At 74.5% G+C, this 16,484-nt stretch carries 14 protein-coding genes; 13 read left to right on the forward strand and 1 reads right to left on the reverse strand.

Annotated elements, in window-relative coordinates; translation table 11 throughout:
- Window positions 1-90: 90 nt before the first annotated feature.
- The 8 genes from AB0K37_RS19235 (at window position 91) to metK (ending at window position 7,428) form a co-directional block, all read left to right on the forward strand.
- Window positions 91-978, forward strand: coding sequence for a dihydroorotate dehydrogenase electron transfer subunit (locus AB0K37_RS19235; protein WP_363982604.1), 888 nt, complete (start codon window positions 91-93; stop codon window positions 976-978).
- Window positions 975-1,955 (forward strand): dihydroorotate dehydrogenase, encoded by a 981-nt coding sequence (locus tag AB0K37_RS19240; protein ID WP_363982607.1) that lies wholly within the window; start codon window positions 975-977, stop codon window positions 1,953-1,955. Before AB0K37_RS19235 ends, AB0K37_RS19240 begins: the two co-directional genes overlap by 4 nt.
- Complete coding sequence (gene pyrF, locus AB0K37_RS19245) at window positions 1,952-2,653, forward strand: orotidine-5'-phosphate decarboxylase (protein WP_345184744.1); 702 nt, start codon at window positions 1,952-1,954, stop codon at window positions 2,651-2,653. The genes AB0K37_RS19240 and pyrF overlap by 4 nt, the downstream gene beginning before the upstream one ends.
- Window positions 2,654-3,424: 771 nt before the next feature.
- A complete protein-coding gene (gene mihF, locus AB0K37_RS19250; protein ID WP_131739210.1) occupies window positions 3,425-3,751 on the forward strand; it encodes an integration host factor, actinobacterial type in 327 nt (108 codons plus the stop codon).
- A gap of 115 nt (window positions 3,752-3,866) precedes the next feature.
- Entirely contained in the window at window positions 3,867-4,433 is a 567-nt protein-coding gene (gmk, locus tag AB0K37_RS19255; RefSeq protein WP_089312392.1) for a guanylate kinase, read from the forward strand.
- A gap of 27 nt (window positions 4,434-4,460) precedes the next feature.
- The gene (rpoZ, locus tag AB0K37_RS19260) at window positions 4,461-4,715 is read left to right on the forward strand and encodes a DNA-directed RNA polymerase subunit omega (RefSeq protein WP_131950118.1); all 255 of its coding nucleotides are present in this window, start codon (window positions 4,461-4,463) and stop codon (window positions 4,713-4,715) included.
- 152 nt (window positions 4,716-4,867) lie between these two features.
- Complete coding sequence (coaBC, locus tag AB0K37_RS19265; protein ID WP_363982613.1) at window positions 4,868-6,109, forward strand: bifunctional phosphopantothenoylcysteine decarboxylase/phosphopantothenate--cysteine ligase CoaBC; 1,242 nt, start codon at window positions 4,868-4,870, stop codon at window positions 6,107-6,109.
- Between the two features lie 125 nt (window positions 6,110-6,234).
- On the forward strand, window positions 6,235-7,428 hold the full coding sequence (metK, locus tag AB0K37_RS19270) for a methionine adenosyltransferase (RefSeq protein ID WP_363982616.1): 1,194 nt from the start codon (window positions 6,235-6,237) through the stop codon (window positions 7,426-7,428).
- 219 nt (window positions 7,429-7,647) lie between these two features.
- Here metK and AB0K37_RS19275 read toward each other — a convergent pair whose 3' ends face one another.
- A complete protein-coding gene (locus AB0K37_RS19275) occupies window positions 7,648-9,201 on the reverse strand; it encodes an MFS transporter (RefSeq protein WP_363982619.1) in 1,554 nt (517 codons plus the stop codon).
- Window positions 9,202-9,449: 248 nt separating this feature from the next.
- On the opposite strand from AB0K37_RS19275, the gene AB0K37_RS19280 reads away from it, so the two are divergent.
- From AB0K37_RS19280 to AB0K37_RS19300, 5 genes are all read left to right on the forward strand, one after another.
- Window positions 9,450-11,534, forward strand: coding sequence for a primosomal protein N' (locus AB0K37_RS19280; RefSeq protein WP_363982622.1), 2,085 nt, complete (start codon window positions 9,450-9,452; stop codon window positions 11,532-11,534).
- 90 nt (window positions 11,535-11,624) lie between these two features.
- Window positions 11,625-13,433, forward strand: a complete 1,809-nt coding sequence (locus AB0K37_RS19285; RefSeq protein ID WP_363982625.1) for a hypothetical protein — start codon at window positions 11,625-11,627, stop codon at window positions 13,431-13,433.
- A gap of 154 nt (window positions 13,434-13,587) precedes the next feature.
- Window positions 13,588-14,133, forward strand: a complete 546-nt coding sequence (gene def / locus AB0K37_RS19290) for a peptide deformylase (RefSeq protein ID WP_345184728.1) — start codon at window positions 13,588-13,590, stop codon at window positions 14,131-14,133.
- On the forward strand, window positions 14,134-15,060 hold the full coding sequence (gene fmt, locus AB0K37_RS19295) for a methionyl-tRNA formyltransferase (RefSeq protein ID WP_363982629.1): 927 nt from the start codon (window positions 14,134-14,136) through the stop codon (window positions 15,058-15,060). It abuts the gene before it with no gap.
- The gene (locus AB0K37_RS19300) at window positions 15,060-16,466 is read left to right on the forward strand and encodes a transcription antitermination factor NusB (RefSeq protein ID WP_363982632.1); all 1,407 of its coding nucleotides are present in this window, start codon (window positions 15,060-15,062) and stop codon (window positions 16,464-16,466) included. The genes fmt and AB0K37_RS19300 overlap by 1 nt, the downstream gene beginning before the upstream one ends.
- Window positions 16,467-16,484: the final 18 nt, after the last annotated feature.

Consider the following 16,484-nt stretch of genomic DNA (forward strand, 5'->3'; position numbering starts at 1 on the left):
TCCGGGCACCGAGGGGGGCGTGAGACAGGGCGGTGGCAGGCGTGGACGCCGCCCGGCCCGCCCGGCGCACGCGATGAGAGAGGGAGACGGGTGTCCGACACGCCGGTGCAGACCTCGGCGACGGTTCTGACGGTCCGCCAGGTGCAGGACTACCGCGCGATGACGCTGGTGGCCCCGGCCATCGCCGAACGGTTCAGGCCCGGCCAGTTCGTGGCGCTCGCCGTGGGCGGCGAGCACACGTCCCGCCTGGTGCGCCGGTGCATCGGGGTGCACGAGGTCAAGTCCGACTACGGCGGCACGGTCGAGCTGGTGTTCGCCGACACCGAGCCCGGCACCGCCTGGCTCGCCGGCCGCCGCTCCCGCGACCAGATCGACCTCGTCGGGCCGCTCGGCCGCCCGTTCCGCCTGCCCCGCGACCCCGTCACCTGCCTGCTCGTCGGCGGCGGGCCCGGCGGCGCGGCCGTGTTCGCGCTGGCCGACACGCTGCTGCGGCGCGGCTGCCAGGTGCACTTCGTGCTCGCCGGCGCCTCCGCCCGGCAGGTGTTCGGGTCCCGCATGGCGCAGCGCATCGGCGACAGCTCGGCCGTCGTCACCGAGGACGGGTCGATGGGGGAGAAGGGCGCCGTCCGCGACGTGCTGCCCCGCGTCATCGAGGAGACGGGCGCGGACGTCGTCTACGGCTGCGGCCCCACGGCCCTGCTCCGCTCGGTCACCCAGATCGCCGGCGACTTCGGCCTTCCCTCGCAGGTGTCGGTCGAGGAGTTCCTCCAGCAGACGGGCGCGTGCGGCATCGGCGTGTGCATGACGTGCATGCTCCCCGTCCACGGTGAGGACGGCGTGACCCGCATGGTCCGCGCCTGCGCGGACGGCCCCGTCCTGCGCGGCGACCGCGTCCGCTGGGGCGACCTCGGAACCATCCCGTTCGACGCGCTCGGCGCGCCGCGCGTCCTGAGCGTCTCTGAAGGGGGCTTGCAGTGAGCGATCGGGTCGCGACCACACTCGGGCCTCTGGAACTGCCCAACCCGGTCCTGACGGCCTCCGGGTGCGGCGGGACGGGACGCGAGCTCGCCCAGTTCTTCGACCTCACCCGCCTCGGCGCGTTCGTCACGACGTCGGTGATGGCGCAAGCGCGCGCGGGACGCCCCACACCGCGTGTGACCGAGACCCCGAGCGGCCTCCTGACCGCCATGGGCCTGCCCGGTCCCGGCGTGGAGACCTTCCTGGAACGCGACCTGCCCTGGCTGATCGAGCAGGAGGTCCGCACGATCGTGTCCGTCGCGGGCAGCAGCGTCGAGGAGTACGGCGACCTCGCGCGCCGCCTCCGCAACGTCCCGGGCGTCGCCGCGATCGAGGTCAACGTCGCCTGCCCCAACGTCGAGGACCGCGGCCGCATGTTCGGCTGGCACCCGGCCGCCGCGGCGTCCGTCGTGCGGGCCGTGCGCGCGCACGCCCGGCCGGGCGTCCCCGTCTTCGCCAAGCTCGCCCCCGACGTGACCGACATCGTCACCATCGCGCTCGCGTGCGTCGACGCGGGCGCCGACGGCCTCACCCTGATCAACACCATGGAGGCCATGGCGATCGACCCGCAGACGCTGCGTCCGGCCCTCACGGGCGTGTCCGGCGGCCTGTCCGGGCCCGCGGTGCGGCCCGTCGCGGTCCGCTGCGTCTACCAGGTGCACGCCGCGCTGCCCACCACCCCCGTCATCGGCGTCGGGGGCATCGCCACCGGCCTGGACGCCCTGGAGTTCATCCTCGCCGGGGCCTCCGCCGTCGCCGTCGGCACCGCACTGTTCCACGACCCCCTGGCCGGCCCGCGCGTCCTGCGCGAACTGGAGGAGGCGCTCGCGGCCCGCCGCATCGACCGCCTCGCCGACGCCGTCGGCCTCGCGCACAAGCCCGCCGGGTACGTCCCGCCCCAGGTGCGCCGGCAAGAGCCCGAGAAGGAGAAGCTGTGACCGCCCCCATCGCCGTCGCGCTGGACGCGCCCGACCTGGAGACGGCCGCGCGCTGGGCCACCCTGGTCACGCCGCACGTCTCGACCGTCAAGGTGGGCCTGGAGCTGTACCTGCGGTACGGGCCGGACGTCGTCGCCAGCGTGCGGGGCGCCAGCCGCGTCCAGGTGTTCCTCGACCTCAAGCTGCACGACATCCCCGCCACGGTCCGCGGCGCCGCCCGCGCCGTGGCGCGCCTCAAGCCGGCCTACCTGACCGTGCACGCCGCCGGGGGGCCCGCGATGATCCGCGAGGCGGTGCAGGCCGCCCCCGCCACCAAGATCGCCGCGGTGACGGTCCTGACGTCCCTCAAGGACGCCGATCTCACCGCCGTCGGCCTCGCGGGGCCCGCCCCCGACGCCGTCCGCCGCCTCGCCGTCCTCGCCGTCGAGGCGGGCGCTCAGGCCCTCGTGTGCTCCCCGCAGGAGGCCGCCGCCGTCCGCGCCGAGGTCGGGCCGGACATCACGCTCATCACGCCCGGCGTCCGCCCCGCGGGCTCCGGCCACCAGGACCAGGCCCGCGTCGCCACGCCCGAGGACGCCCTGGCCGCCGGCGCCGACCTGCTGGTCATCGGCCGTCCCATCACCGCCGCCCCCGACCCGGGCGCCGCCGCGGCCGCGATCGCCGCCGCGCTGCGCCGCACGTCCGCCGGCACGGCCTGAACGCGGTTCCGCGGCGATCGGGTCCTGGCGCGGCCCGCGCGGGGACATGCTTCGGCGCGCCATTGGTTCGCGGGCGCGCAGAACCGCTTTGTGGGTGAGTTTTGCGGCACGGGGGAACGCGAATGTGGTTTTAGTCGCATGCGAATGCGAGGACGGGAGTCGCCGCTTTGCGATACGTGCCGAACGGCGAACTCGTTCACGCGGAGGGTCGATTCCGGACCGGGGGGAGTCTCCGGGCGGGACGGCCGGGGTCTCCGCGTCCATGGGGCGCCCTGGCGGCGGGCGGGGGGAGCTGGTGCGGTGCGGGCGTCCTCCGGGCGGAGCGGACGATCTTGGCGGGTGTTGTCGAGGATGACAGTAACGGTGCCCGGGCGACGTGCGGAACGGCGCGGCGTGACGAGTGTCACTCGGTCGGGATCGTTTGTGGGAGGCCCCGCCGCGCCGCCCCGGCGGGGCTCCGGAAGGCGGTGTCGGGACCGTGGCGGCCCGGGCGCCCGGAGGCGCGAAGCGCAGCGGCGGAGCGGTGCTGGGTGCCACATATGCGGTCAGAACGGGCGGTTTTTCACGATCATGCGAAAGTCCCAGCAAGGCAAGGGGATGCGGCGCCGAGGGGTCCGAGTTGGGTACACTGTGTATTCAGGACACTCCGAGGAGTGATTTTCGTGAATTTGTGGCGGGCTAAACGGCACTTCACGTTGCCTTATGGGTGGTGAACTCGCTAGTTTCCCAACCCGTCCGACTCCGTCGAGTGGAAACCTGAGGTGACCCGGCGTGGCTCTTCCGCCCCTAACCCCCGAACAGCGCGCCGCAGCCTTGGAGAAGGCTGCCAAGGCTCGCAAGGAGCGGGCCGAGGTTAAGAACAAGCTGAAGCACGGGGGAACCTCGCTCGCCGAGGTTCTCAAGGATGGTCAGTCCGACGACGTCATCGGAAAGATGAAGGTGTCGGCCCTTCTGGAATCGCTGCCCGGTGTGGGCAAGGTCCGTGCGAAGCAGATCATGGAGCGCCTGGGCATCGCCGAGTCCCGCCGTGTGCGGGGCCTCGGCGCCAACCAGCGCGCATCCCTGGAGCGTGAGTTCGGCGGAAGTGCGAACCGCTGACGCGCGACTCACGGGCGGGCGCGGCGGCCAGGCCGCCGCGGCCGGCTCGGGGCGACCCGCAGACGGCACCATCCCGCCCGGCTCCGGCGCACCCATCGCTGCGCCGGAAGGCTCCATGCCGCATGGCCCGCTCGCGCGGCGGCTGACGGTCCTGTCCGGACCGTCGGGCGTCGGCAAGAGCACGGTCGTCGCCGAGATCCGGCGCTCACACCCCCGGGTGTGGCTGTCGGTCTCGGTGACCACCCGGGCTCCCCGCCCGGGTGAGACCGACGGCGTGCAGTACTTCTTCGTCGACGACGCCGGTTTCGACCGGCTCGTCGCCGAGGGGCAGCTCCTCGAATGGGCCGAGTTCGCGGGCAACCGCTACGGCACCCCCCGCCGGCCCGTCGAGGAACGCCTCGCCCGCGGCGAGCCGGTGCTGCTGGAGATCGACCTCCAGGGCGCCCGGCAGGTCCGCCGCTCCATGTCCGAGGCCCGCCTGGTGTTCCTCGCGCCCCCCAGCTGGGAGGAGCTCGTCCGCCGCCTCACCGGGCGCGGCACCGAGCCCCCCGAGGTCATCGAGCGCCGCCTCGACGCGGCCCGCGTCGAACTCGCCGCCGAGAAGGAGTTCGACGTCACGCTCGTCAACACGTCCGTGCAGGACGTGTGCGACGAGCTGCTAGCCTTGATGGCTGACCAGTAGCCTGTTCAACCTACGGAAGGCCACCGAGTGGCAGTCAGCAACGAGGGCATCACCAACCCCTCGATCGACGAGCTCCTTGAGGTCGTCGACACCAAGTACGGCCTCGTGAGCATCGCGGCCAAGCGCGCCCGGCAGATCAACGCCTACTACGCCCAGCTGGGCGAGGGCCTGCTGGAGTACGTCGGCCCGCTCGTCGAGACGCAGGTCCAGGAGAAGCCGCTGTCGATCGCGCTCCGCGAGACGCGCGAAGGCCTCCTGAACGCCGAGCCCATCGAGGGCTGAGGCTCCCGAGGCGGCCGGCTCCGCTCGCCGGCCCGGGGTCGCCGTCTCCGGCGGCCGCGTCCGCGGCGCCTTCCGGGGGCATCCCCGGATCCGGTGCGGATACGCGTACCCCGGGGAGAGAGCGGGCGGCGCCTGATGGGATCGTGGGCGACATGACCTCCCCCAAGCCGCGCGTCGTGCTCGGAGTGAGCGCGGGCATCGCCGCGTACAAGGCGTGCGAGCTGCTCCGGCGGCTCACCGAGTCCGGCCACGACGTCACCGTCGTGCCGACCGCGGACGCGCTCCGCTTCGTCGGAGAGCCCACCTGGGCCGCGCTGTCCGGCAAGCCGGTGTCCCCGCGGGTCTGGGACGGCGTCGCCGAGGTCCCGCACGTCCGGCTCGGTCAGCAGGCCGACCTGGTGTTCGTCGCACCGGCCACCGCGGACCTGCTCGCCAAGGCGGCCCACGGCCTGGCCGACGACCTGCTGACCAACACCCTGCTCACCGCCCGCTGCCCCGTCGTGTTCGCGCCCGCGATGCACACCGAGATGTGGCAGCACCCGGCCACGCAGGCCAACGTGGCGACCCTGCGGGAGCGCGGCGCCGTCGTCGTCGAGCCCGCGTCCGGGCGCCTCACCGGCAAGGACACCGGGCCCGGCCGGCTGCCCGACCCCGCCGAGCTGTTCGAGGTCGCCCGGCACGTGCTGGCCCGCGGCGCCGACGGGCGCGACCTCGCCGGACGGCACGTGGTGGTCTCCGCCGGGGGCACCCGGGAGGCCATCGACCCCGTCCGCTTCATCGGGAACCGCTCGTCCGGCCTGCAGGGCTACGCGCTCGCCCGGACCGCCGCGGCGCGCGGCGCCAGGGTGACGCTCGTCTCGGCGAACGTCGCCCTGCCCGACCCGGCGGGCGCCGAGACCGTCGCCGTCGGATCGGCCGAGGAGATGCGCGAGGCGGTCGTGGCGGCCGCCGGATCGGCCGACGCGGTCGTCATGGCCGCCGCCGTCGCCGACTTCCGCCCGGCCGACTACCGCGGCTCCAAGATCAAGAAGGCGGAGGGGGCGGAGCCCGAGCCGATCCGGCTCGTCAAGAACCCCGACATCCTGGCCGAGCTCGGCAGGATCCGGCGGCCCGGCCAGGTCGTCGTGGGCTTCGCGGCCGAGACCGACGACGTCCTCGCCAACGGCCAGGCCAAGCTCGCCCGCAAGGGCAGCGACCTTCTCGTCGTCAACCAGGTCGGCGAGAACCTGACCTTCGGCCGCCCCGACAACGCCGCGGTCATCCTCGGCGCCGACGGGTCGCGGACCGAAGTGCCCCGCGGGGCCAAGGAGGCGCTCGCCGAGGTCGTGTGGGACCTCGTCGCCGCCCGGTTGGAGCGCACGCCGTCCGGCGCGCGTCCGGGCGGAGGGCGCTGATCCCGCTAGACTTCTGGTCCTAACATCGTGGGGAACCCATGGCGGGGGGCGGCGTCCCTCGCCGAACTCGACAAAGAATCCGTTCTGCGACGTCAGTCAGCAGCCGCTGCAAGGAGTTCACGTACGTGTCTCGCCGCCTGTTCACCTCCGAGTCGGTGACCGAAGGTCACCCGGACAAGATCGCGGACCAGATCAGCGACGCGATCCTCGACTCGATGCTCAAGGACGACCCCAAGAGCCGGGTCGCCGTCGAGACGATGATCACGACGGGTCAGGTGCATGTGGCCGGTGAGGTCACCACCGAGACCTATGTGGACATCCCGGGCGTGATCCGGGAGAAGATCCTGGAGATCGGCTACGACTCGTCCAAGAAGGGCTTCGACGGCCACTCCTGCGGCGTGTCGGTGTCCATCGGCGCGCAGTCGCCCGACATCGCGCAGGGCGTGGACGACGCCTACGAGTCCCGCGAGGGCGAGGGCGTCGACGACCTGGACCGGCAGGGCGCCGGCGACCAGGGCCTGATGTTCGGCTACGCCACCAACGAGACCCCCGAGCTGATGCCGCTGCCGATCACGCTGGCGCACCGGCTCGCCCGGCGCCTGTCGGCGGTCCGCAAGAGCGGCGACGTGCCCTACCTGCGCCCCGACGGCAAGACCCAGGTCACCATCGAGTACGACGGCGACCGCGGCGTCCGCCTCGACACCGTCGTGGTGTCCAGCCAGCACGCTCCCGACATCGACCTGAAGGAGCTGCTCGCCCCGGACGTCAAGGAGCACGTCGTCGACCCGGTGCTCGCCGAGTTCGAGCTCGACACCGAGAACTACCGGCTGCTGGTGAACCCCACCGGCCGCTTCGAGATCGGCGGCCCGATGGGCGACGCCGGCCTCACCGGCCGCAAGATCATCGTGGACACCTACGGCGGGATGGCCCGCCACGGCGGCGGCGCGTTCTCCGGCAAGGACCCGTCCAAGGTGGACCGCTCCGCCGCGTACGCGATGCGCTGGGTCGCCAAGAACATCGTCGCCGCGCAGCTCGCCGACCGCGCCGAGGTGCAGGTCGCCTACGCGATCGGCAAGGCCCACCCGGTCGGGGTGTTCGTGGAGACGTTCGGCACCGAGAAGGTCGCCCCCGAGAAGATCGAGAAGGCCATCGGGGACGTCTTCGACCTGCGCCCGGCCGCGATCGTCCGCGACCTGGACCTGCTCCGACCGATCTACTCGCAGACGGCCGCATACGGCCACTTCGGCCGCGAGGAGCCCGACTTCTCCTGGGAGTCGACCGACCGCGCCAAGGACCTGGCCTCCGCCGCCGGCCTGTAACCGGTCTTCCGCGAAGAAGGGCCCTGGGGATGCCCCGGGGCCCTTCTTCGCGCGCCTGTGCTGTGTCCGTGTCCTCGCGCGACTGAGCCTTCCTGCGTCGTCGCGCTTCCGGCGCCTTCTGCCCGGCGTGACCGGCCGGGAGGTTTCTGCGCGCACGGCGGGCGCCTGCCCCAGTGCGGCCTGGTGTCGCGGGGAAGCGGTGCGGATGGTCGTGACGGGTCAGCGGGCGCAGTGGTTGCCGCGGTGCAGGCCGTAGCGGGCGGCGATGGTGTAGCGGCCGGGGGTGCGCGCCTCCAGCCGGACGAACTCGCCCGCGCGCGCCAGGCAGGCGTTCCCGCCCGTCGCGCTCAGCCACGGGGACCAGGAGACGCGCAGCAGGACCGACCCGGGCGAGGGCACGTCGACGACCAGCTCGCCGGAGTTGAGGTTCCTGACGAACGCGGGCGGGTCGACCAGCGGCGTGGGGCTCGCCACGCGGTACAGCCGCCAGTGCTCGTCCCGCCAGATCTCCGTCAGGTACGGCTGGCCGCCTTCGACGAGTGCGGCCTCCTCCTGCGCCGACCAGTCGACCTCCTGCTCGGGCAGGACGACGTACTGGACGGCCCACTTGTGCAGCCAGTCGCGGTACGAGGCGGGCGTCAGCGCGCCCTTCTCGTAGAACAGCTCGTGGCGTTCGGCGTCGACCTGGCGGTTCCAGCCGCGGGCGAGCGCGAAGTGGCGGCTGAGGCCGGAGGACTCCCAGTGGGAGCGCAGCGGGACGACCTCGATGCGCGCGTCGTCCGCGCCGACGGCGCCCAGCTCGGCGACGAGGCCGCGGGCGTGGTCGGCGGCGGCGGCCGCGGGCTCGGTGTGGATGAGGTCGTCGACGGGCTTCACGACCTGCCAGGACGCCGTCACGATGAACGCCAGCGACAGCACGGCGATCCGCAGCCGTCCGTGGGCGCGCGCGACCGCCGACAGCAGGAACATGCCGCCGAACAGCAGCGAGAGGCGTTCGACGTTGCTGCCGATGGGGGAGGGGATCAGCCAGGTCAGCAGGATCCCGGCCAGGTAGACGGCGGCGCCGGTCCGCACGAACCTCCAGCTCTTCGGCGCGCAGAACAGGATCGCGGCGACGCTGGTGACGGCGGGCAGCACGATCGCGTCCAGGGAGATCGGCTGGACGCCGCTGAACGGGAAGAGCAGGCTGGTGGTGCCGACCACGACGGGCAGGCCCACGGCGACGCAGACGCCGGCGCGGCGGCGTCCGGTCAGGAAGAGCGCGGCGGCCAGCACCAGCAGGAACAGGCCGGCGACGGGGCTCGCGAGCGAGGCCAGCAGGCTCAGCACGACCATCGCCGCGGCGCGCAGGGCGGGCGTGCCGCGCGGGGTGAACGCCACGATGGTCGCCATGAGCGCGAACATCAGTCCGAGGCCGAACGTGACGCGGCCGGAGGCGGCGTTGCAGGTGAGCGCGAAGGCGGCCCAGAGGGAGGCGGGCAGCGCGACCGGGGCCCGGAACTGCTTGAGCAGGTACGCGGTGAGCGTGGCGGAGATCGTGCCCGTGATCACCGCGACCGTGCGGATGCCGAACAGCGCCATCAGGTACGGCGACATGAGGCTGTAGGAGGCGGGGTGCATCCCGCCGTACCAGGCGAAGCTGTAGGCCGCGCCGGGGTGCTTCCAGGCGAAGTCCGTCCACGCGGCCTGCGCGGCGAGGTCGCCGCCCTCGGTCGCGAGGAACAGCCCCCACACCAGGTGCAGGACGGCGGCGGCCAGCGTGGCGGCGACCACGGGGTGGCGCGCCCGCTTCTTCCACCGGGAGGCGGCCGCGGGGCTTGGGGAACGGCGTGACACCCCGTTGCTGGCCGGGGAGTCCGTCCGCTCATGGGCATGAGCTGTGGTCACATCGCCTGCAGGGCTCGTCGGACGGCGAGGGTGCGGACGGCGTCGGGCAATGGGCCGGAGGACGCGCACCCGTTCAAACGGACCAACCCTAGCGTGCGACTCCGGGTGTCGGATCGATCTGGTAGGACGGGGACGTGACGAAGGACGGCGGGGGAACGGACCTGATCCCGGGGCTGGACGCCCTTCCGGGCGCGGCCGCCCCCGAGCCGGGCAGGTCCGGGAGGCCCGCCGCGCCGGGGAAGAAGGCCCCGGGGAAGAAGGGGGCGCGCCGCCCGGCCGTGGAGCTGCCCGTCGCGCGGATCGCGGTCGACATGCCGCTCCCGCACCTGGACCGCCCCTTCGACTACCTGGTCCCCGCCGAGCTGGACGCCAAGGCGGTGCCCGGCTGCCGCGTGCGGGTGCGCTTCGCGGGCCAGCTCGTCGACGGCCTCCTCCTGGAGCGGGTCGCCGAGAGCGGCCACGGCGGCAAGCTGCTGTTCCTGGAGAGGGTGACCTCGCCCGAGCCCGTCCTGGCCCCGGAGATCGTCACGCTGGTGCGGGAGGTGGCCGACCGCTACGCGGGCACGTTCGCGGACGTCCTGCGGCTCGCCGTCCCTCCCCGGCACGCCCGCGTCGAAGCCGAGCCCGTGGAGGAGCGCGCCCCAGCACTGCCCGGGGCGCCCGATGCCGGCGTGTGGCGGGAGTACCCGGCGGGGGAGTCCTTCGTGAACGCGCTGGCCGCGGGGAGGGCGCCGCGGGCCGTGTGGAGCGCGCTGCCCGGCCCCGACTGGACGGCCGCCATCGCCCGCGCGGTCGCCGCCACGTTGAGCGGCGGGCGCGGCGCGCTCGTCGTCGCCGCGGACGGGCGTGACGTGGCGCGCGTCGACGCGGCGCTGGAGGCGGAGCTGGGGGAGGGGCTGCACGTCGCCCTGACGGCGGAACTGGGCCCCGCGGAGCGCTACCGGAGGTGGCTCGCCGTCCGGCGCGGCAAGGCGCGGGCGGTCGTCGGCACCCGCGCCGCCATGTTCGCGCCCGTCGCCGACCTGGGGCTGGTCGTGCTGTGGGACGACGGCGACGACGTCCACGCCGAGCCGCACGCGCCGTATCCGCATCCCCGCGACGTGCTCGCCCTGCGCGCGCACCGGTCGGGGGCCGGCGCCCTGATCGGCGGGTTCACCCGGACGACCGACGCGACGCAGCTCGTGGAGACCGGCTGGGCCCACGCGCTCGCCGCCGACCGGAACCGCGTCCGGGCGAGGATGCCGCGCGTCCGCTACGTGGGGGAGGACGGGCAACTCGCCCGGGACGCCGCCGCCCGCACCGCGCGCCTGCCGAACATCGCCTTCGAGGCGGCCCGGCAGGCGCTGGAGAGCGGGCCCGTCCTCGTCCAGGTGCCGAGGCGCGGGTACGTCCCCGGCATCGCCTGCGGGAGGTGCCGCACCCCGGCGCGCTGCCAGACCTGCCAGGGGCCGCTGGCGCTCGCCTCGTCGCACGCGGCCCCCTACTGCGGCTGGTGCGGCCACATCGCGGGCGACTGGCACTGCCCCGAATGCGGCTTCTTCCAGGTGCGCGCCGTCGTGGTGGGCGCCAAACGCACGGCGGAGGAACTCGGCCGCGCGTTCCCCGGCGTGCCCGTGCGTACCTCGGGGCGGGAGGCCGTCCTCGACCGGGTCGGTCCGGAACGGGCTCTCGTGGTGGCGACGCCCGGGGCCGAGCCTCCGGCGGAGAGCGGATACCTGGCCGCGCTGCTGCTGGACGGCTGGGTCCTCCTCGGCCGGCCGGACCTGCGCGCCGGCGAGGAGACGCTGAGGCGCTGGATGAACGCGGCGTCGCTCGTCCGCCCGCAGGGCCCGGTGATCGTGGCGGCCGAGGGGGCGCTGCCCGCGGTCCAGGCCCTCGTGCGCTGGGATCCGGTCACGTACGCGGAGCGGGAACTCGCCGAGCGCAGGGAAGTAGGGTTCCCGCCCGCCGCGCGCATGGCGTCGCTCACCGCGTCCCCGGCCGCCATACGGGAGCTTCTGGCCGACACCCGGTTGCCCGATGGCGCGGAGGTCCTCGGCCCCGTTCCCGTCCCGCAGGCGGGCGCGGAGGCCCAAGACAAGGAACGCGCACTGATACGAGTCCCCCGCGCCGCGGGAAACGCCCTGGCGCGCGCGCTGAAGGAAGCCCAGGGCGTGCGCAGCGCGCGCAAGGCGACGGAGACCGTACGCGTCCAGATCGACCCCCTGGAACTGATCTGACCGTGTCGAACAGAATCACCGTGGGAACTCGACCGGCGCCGTGGAGGTCAACCGACCCCGGGGAACGCGGCTGACCAATAGGGTTCTGGCGTGGCCGACAACTGGGTGGAGACCACCGCGGGCGACCTGCGGCGGTGGTCGGACGAACGCGGCGAGGCGCTTGACGAGCAGGGTGTCCGCATCCTGCTCGACCTGGCGCGGGAGGAGATGGGTCTCGCGGGCCCGGAGGCGCTGGAGCCGCGGCACGTCCGCGAGCTGCTCCTGGAGGTCTTCCCCGAGTCCGTGGTCGCCGGGCGCGACGACGTCCCCACCATCCTGGACGCGCTCCGCCGGGTCGTCGCCTACCTGCGCGACACCGGCGCCGTCCCCGCCGCGGCCGCCGACGGGCTGGCGGCGGAGATCGACCGGACCGGCCCCGAGTTCGCCGAGGTCGTCGCCGCCGTCGACAGCGAGGAGCGGCAGGCGGCGGCCGAGGTCGTCGCCGGGCTGATGCAGGCCGACGGGATCGACCTGGACGACCGCGACGCCGTCGACGCGTGGATGCGCGACTTCGAGGCGCTCCCGGAGGAGGAGCGCTTCGCCCGCACCGAGGAGTACCTGCGGCAGGCGGGGGAGCTGGTGGTCCCGCCCGTCCGGCTGGCGCCGCAGGCCGAGGTCGCGGACGCGGCGCGGCGGTCGGGCCTCACCGGGGCGGTCCTGGCCCTGGCCCGCTGGACGGGCGAGCGCCCGCTGACCGAGCACGGCATGCTCACCGAGCCCGACGCCGAGGCCGCGCGCCGCGCCCTCGGCCTCGACGCGCCGCGGCGCCACGGGCGGCTGGAGGACGACGGCGCGCTGGAGCGGCTGTGGTGGGCCGCCGTCGAGGCGAAGGTGATCGGCGCCGGGGACGGCCGCGCCGCCCCGGGCCCCGCCCTGCCGGGCCTCGAGTCGGGCGACGACGCGGCCCTGCTCACCGCCTGGCTGCCGCTGTTCGACGCGGTCGTCGTGCCCGGCCACGACTACGCCGACGGCCTGGACGCGGTCGAACTCGTCCAGAACGAGCTGACCGGCGTCCTCATCCACCTGTACGAGCAGGAGGAGCCGTCCGGGCCCGAGGACCTCGCCGAGGCGCTGCTGGGCCACATCGAGGAGGCCTATGACCTCAGCGACGCCGACTCGATGCACGCGCTCGTGGAGGACGCCCTCGCCCTGGAGCTGGCGGCCCTGGAGGACTGGGGCGTCATCGAGGCGTCCGGCGCGGGACGCGCGCTGACGCCGCTCGGGGTGTGGGCCGTGCGGGAGCTGCTCCTCGCAGACGGGTTCACCGCCCCGGTCATCGGCGAACTGGCCGGCGCCCGCGCGTCCGAGCTCGTCGCGGGGCTCACCTGGTACCGGCCGGAGGCCGCCGACGAGGAGATCGACGGCTGGCTGGCGTCCCACGACTCCAAGGACGCCGCCGCCGATCTGCTGGACGTCATGCGGACCGGCGGCCCCGGCGCCCGCAACCTCGCCGCCGCCGTCCTGCACCGCGTCGGTCCCGAGGCCGCCGCGGTGGTCCGCGCCGCGCAGGAGCACCCGCTCGTGGCGCCCTACGCCGCGATGTGGCTGAACGCTGCGGGCGACCCGGCGGGGCGCGAACTGGCCCGCGAGGAGTACCTCTGGGTGTTCGTCGACACGGTGGCCGGGATGATGGAGACCGCCGAGCCGGAGGAGGCGGTCGCGGCGGCGCTGGTCGACGCGCCGCCCGGGGCGGAGATGAAGACCATGGTGGACGAGCTCTGGCGCACCCACCACCCCGGTGTGGCCGACGTCCTGGAGGCCCTGGGCGCCCACCACCCCGACAAGGCGACGGCCAAGGCCGCCCGCACCGCCGCCTACAAGGCGCGGTCGGCGCGCCAGAGCGCGCACCGCGGTGTGTGAACGGAGCGCGCACCGCGGTGTGTGAACATGGCGTGAATGGTCCGGGCCCGCGCCTCCGTAGACTTGAGGGCGCGTCCCAGTGGACCGGTGGCACCCGCAGCGATCGGGTGGCACTCGCAGTGATCAGCGACATTCGCAGGAAACGGAGTCCCCGTTGGCCGTCAAGCCCATCCGCCTCTTCGGCGACCCCGTGCTGCGCACGCCCGCGGAGCCGGTGAAGGACTTCGACAAGGAGCTGCGCCAGCTCGTCAAGGACCTCACCGACACGATGATCGACGCCCCCGGGGCGGGCCTGGCGGCCCCCCAGCTCGGCGTCGGGCTGCGCGTCTTCACCTACTACGTCGACGACCGCCTCGGGCACGTGGTCAACCCGACGCTCGACCTGTCGGACGAGCAGGAGACCGACGACGAGGGCTGCCTCTCCCTGCCCGGCCTCGCGTTCCCCACGCCCCGCTCCGTCGGGGTGGTGGCGAAGGGCTTCAACATGCACGGGGAGCCCATCACGCTGGAGGGCACCGACCTGCTGGCCCGCTGCGTCCAGCACGAGACCGACCACCTCGACGGGATCATCTTCATCGACCGGATGGACCCGGAGCAGCGCAAGGCCGCGATGAAGGCGATCCGGGAGGCCGAGTGGTTCGGCGAGCCGGCCCCCGTCGTGAAGGAGTCGCCGCACCGCACCCTCGGGAAGGCGATCTAGATGCGGCTGGTCTTCGCCGGGACGCCCGAGACGGCGCTTCCGGCCCTGACGGCCCTTCTGGGGTCGTCGCACGAGGTCGCCGCGGTCGTGACCCGGCCCGACGGGCGTTCGGGGCGGGGGAGGCGCCTGAGCGCCAGCCCGGTCGCCTCGCTCGCCGCCGAGGCCGGGGTCGAGGTGCTCAAGCCCGCGAAGGCCCGCGACCCCGAGTTCCTCGACCGGCTCCGGGAGATCGCGCCGGACTGCTGCCCGGTGGTCGCCTACGGCGCGCTGCTGCCCCCCGAGGCCCTGGACATCCCCCGGCACGGCTGGGTGAACCTGCACTTCTCGCTGCTGCCCGCGTGGCGCGGGGCCGCCCCCGTGCAGCGCGCGATCCTGCACGGCGACGACGTGACCGGCGCGGCCACGTTCCAGATCGAGGAGGGCCTGGACACCGGCCCGGTCTACGGCGTGCTCACCGAGCCGATCCGGCCGGACGACACCGCCGGCGACCTGCTGGGACGGCTGGCCGTCGCCGGTGCGGACCTGCTGCTGGACACCATGAACGGCATCGAGGCGGGCGTCCTGGAGCCCCGGCCCCAGCCGACCGAGGGGGTGTCCCACGCGGCGAAGCTGACGCCCGAGGACGGCCGCGTCGACTGGAAGAGCCCGGCCCTGCACATCGACCGCCTCATCCGCGCCTGCACCCCGGCGCCGGGCGCGTGGACGAACTTCCGCGACACCCGGGTCAAGCTCGGCCCGGTCCGCCCGGCGCCGGACGCCGCCGAGCTGGCGCCCGGCGCGCTCAGCGCGGGCAAGAGCGAGGTGCTGGTCGGCACGGCCACGCATCCCGTCGCGCTCGGCGAGGTGCAGCCGCAGGGCAAGCGCCCCATGGCCGCCGCCGACTGGGCCCGCGGTCTCGACCTCACCGGCAAGGACGCCCTGCACTGATGCCTCCCGCCCGCAACCGCCGACGCGCCCCGACCACCCGCCCGGGCGGTCCCCGCAAGACGGGCCGCCCCCAGGACCTCGTCCGCCGCACCGCGTTCGACGTGATCCGGGCGGTGGAGACCCGCGACGCCTACGCGAACCTCCTGCTTCCCGCGCGCCTGCGCGACCGCGGCCTGACCGGACGCGACGCCGCCCTCGCCACCGAGCTGACGTACGGGACCCTGCGCGGCAGGGGCACCTACGACGCGGTGCTCGCTCTGTGCAGCGACCGCGAACTGCGCCGTGTCGACGCGCCCCTCCTGGACGTCCTGCGCCTGGGCGCCCACCAGGTCCTCGGCACCCGCATCCCGCCGCACGCGGCCGTGGCGACGACCGTGGAGCTGGCCCGCTCGGTCTCCGGCCCGGGCCAGGCCAAGTTCGCCAACGCCGTGCTCCGCAAGGTCGCCATGCGCGACATGGACGCCTGGCTGCGGATCGTGGCGCCCGCCGACGCCGACGCCACGACGCGCCTGTCGATCGCCCACAGCCACCCGAAATGGATCGTGTCCGCCATGCGGGACGCGGTCGGCGCGGCCGAGATCGACGAACTCCTGGCGGCCGACAACGCCCGCCCCCTCGTGACACTGGTCGCGCGGCCCGGCAGGGCGACCCTCGAAGAGCTGTACGACGCGGGCGCGGAGCCCGCCCCCTACTCGCCCTACGGCGCCGTCCTGGCGGAGGGCGACCCGGCGGGCATCGGCGCCGTCCGCGATGGGCGCGCAGCCGTCCAGGACGAGGCCAGCCAGATGGTCGCCCTGGCGCTGGCCGAAGCCCCCCTGGACGGCCCTGACGCGCGCTGGGCCGACCTCTGCGCGGGTCCCGGGGGCAAGGCCGGGCTCCTGTCGGCTCTCGCCTCCCAGCGCGACGCCCGGCTCCTCGCCGCGGACGTCCAGCCGCACCGCGCCGGGCTCGTCCGGCGCGCGGTCGACGACCGCGCGGGTGTGGTCGCCGCCGACGGCACCGCTCCCGCGTGGCGCCCGGCCTCGTTCGACCGCGTCATGGTGGACGCCCCGTGCACCGGCCTGGGCGCGCTCCGGCGCCGCCCTGAGGCGCGCTGGCGCCGGGGCCCCGAGTCGGTCGCCGAACTCGGGCCGCTCCAGCGGAAGCTGCTCGCCACGGCGCTGAACTCCGTCCGCCCCGGCGGAGTGGTCGCCTACGTCACCTGCTCGCCGCACCTCGCGGAGACCCGCGTGGTGGTGGACGACGTCCTGCGCAAGCGGGATGACGTCGAACGGCTCGACGCGCCCGGCGTCCTGGCGGCGATCGCCCCCGGCCTCACCGGGCTCGGGGACGGCCCGTACGCCCAGTTCTGGCCGCATCGCCACGGCACGGACGCGATGTTCCTGGCGCTGCTCCGCCGCACCTGACCGCCGCACCCGATCTCT

The sequence above is a fragment of the Actinomadura sp. NPDC049753 genome, from assembly GCF_040674655.1.
Classification (GTDB): domain Bacteria; phylum Actinomycetota; class Actinomycetes; order Streptosporangiales; family Streptosporangiaceae; genus Spirillospora; species Spirillospora verrucosospora.

Excerpts from the sequence above, each read along its gene's own strand:
- gmk (WP_089312392.1), top strand. The coding sequence starts at position 3,867 with ATGCCGCATGGCCCGCTCGCGCGGCGGCTGACGGTCCTGTCCGGACCG.
- coaBC (WP_363982613.1), top strand. The coding sequence starts at position 4,868 with ATGACCTCCCCCAAGCCGCGCGTCGTGCTCGGAGTGAGCGCGGGCATC.
- fmt (WP_363982629.1), top strand. The coding sequence starts at position 14,134 with ATGCGGCTGGTCTTCGCCGGGACGCCCGAGACGGCGCTTCCGGCCCTG.
- AB0K37_RS19300 (WP_363982632.1), top strand. The coding sequence starts at position 15,060 with ATGCCTCCCGCCCGCAACCGCCGACGCGCCCCGACCACCCGCCCGGGC.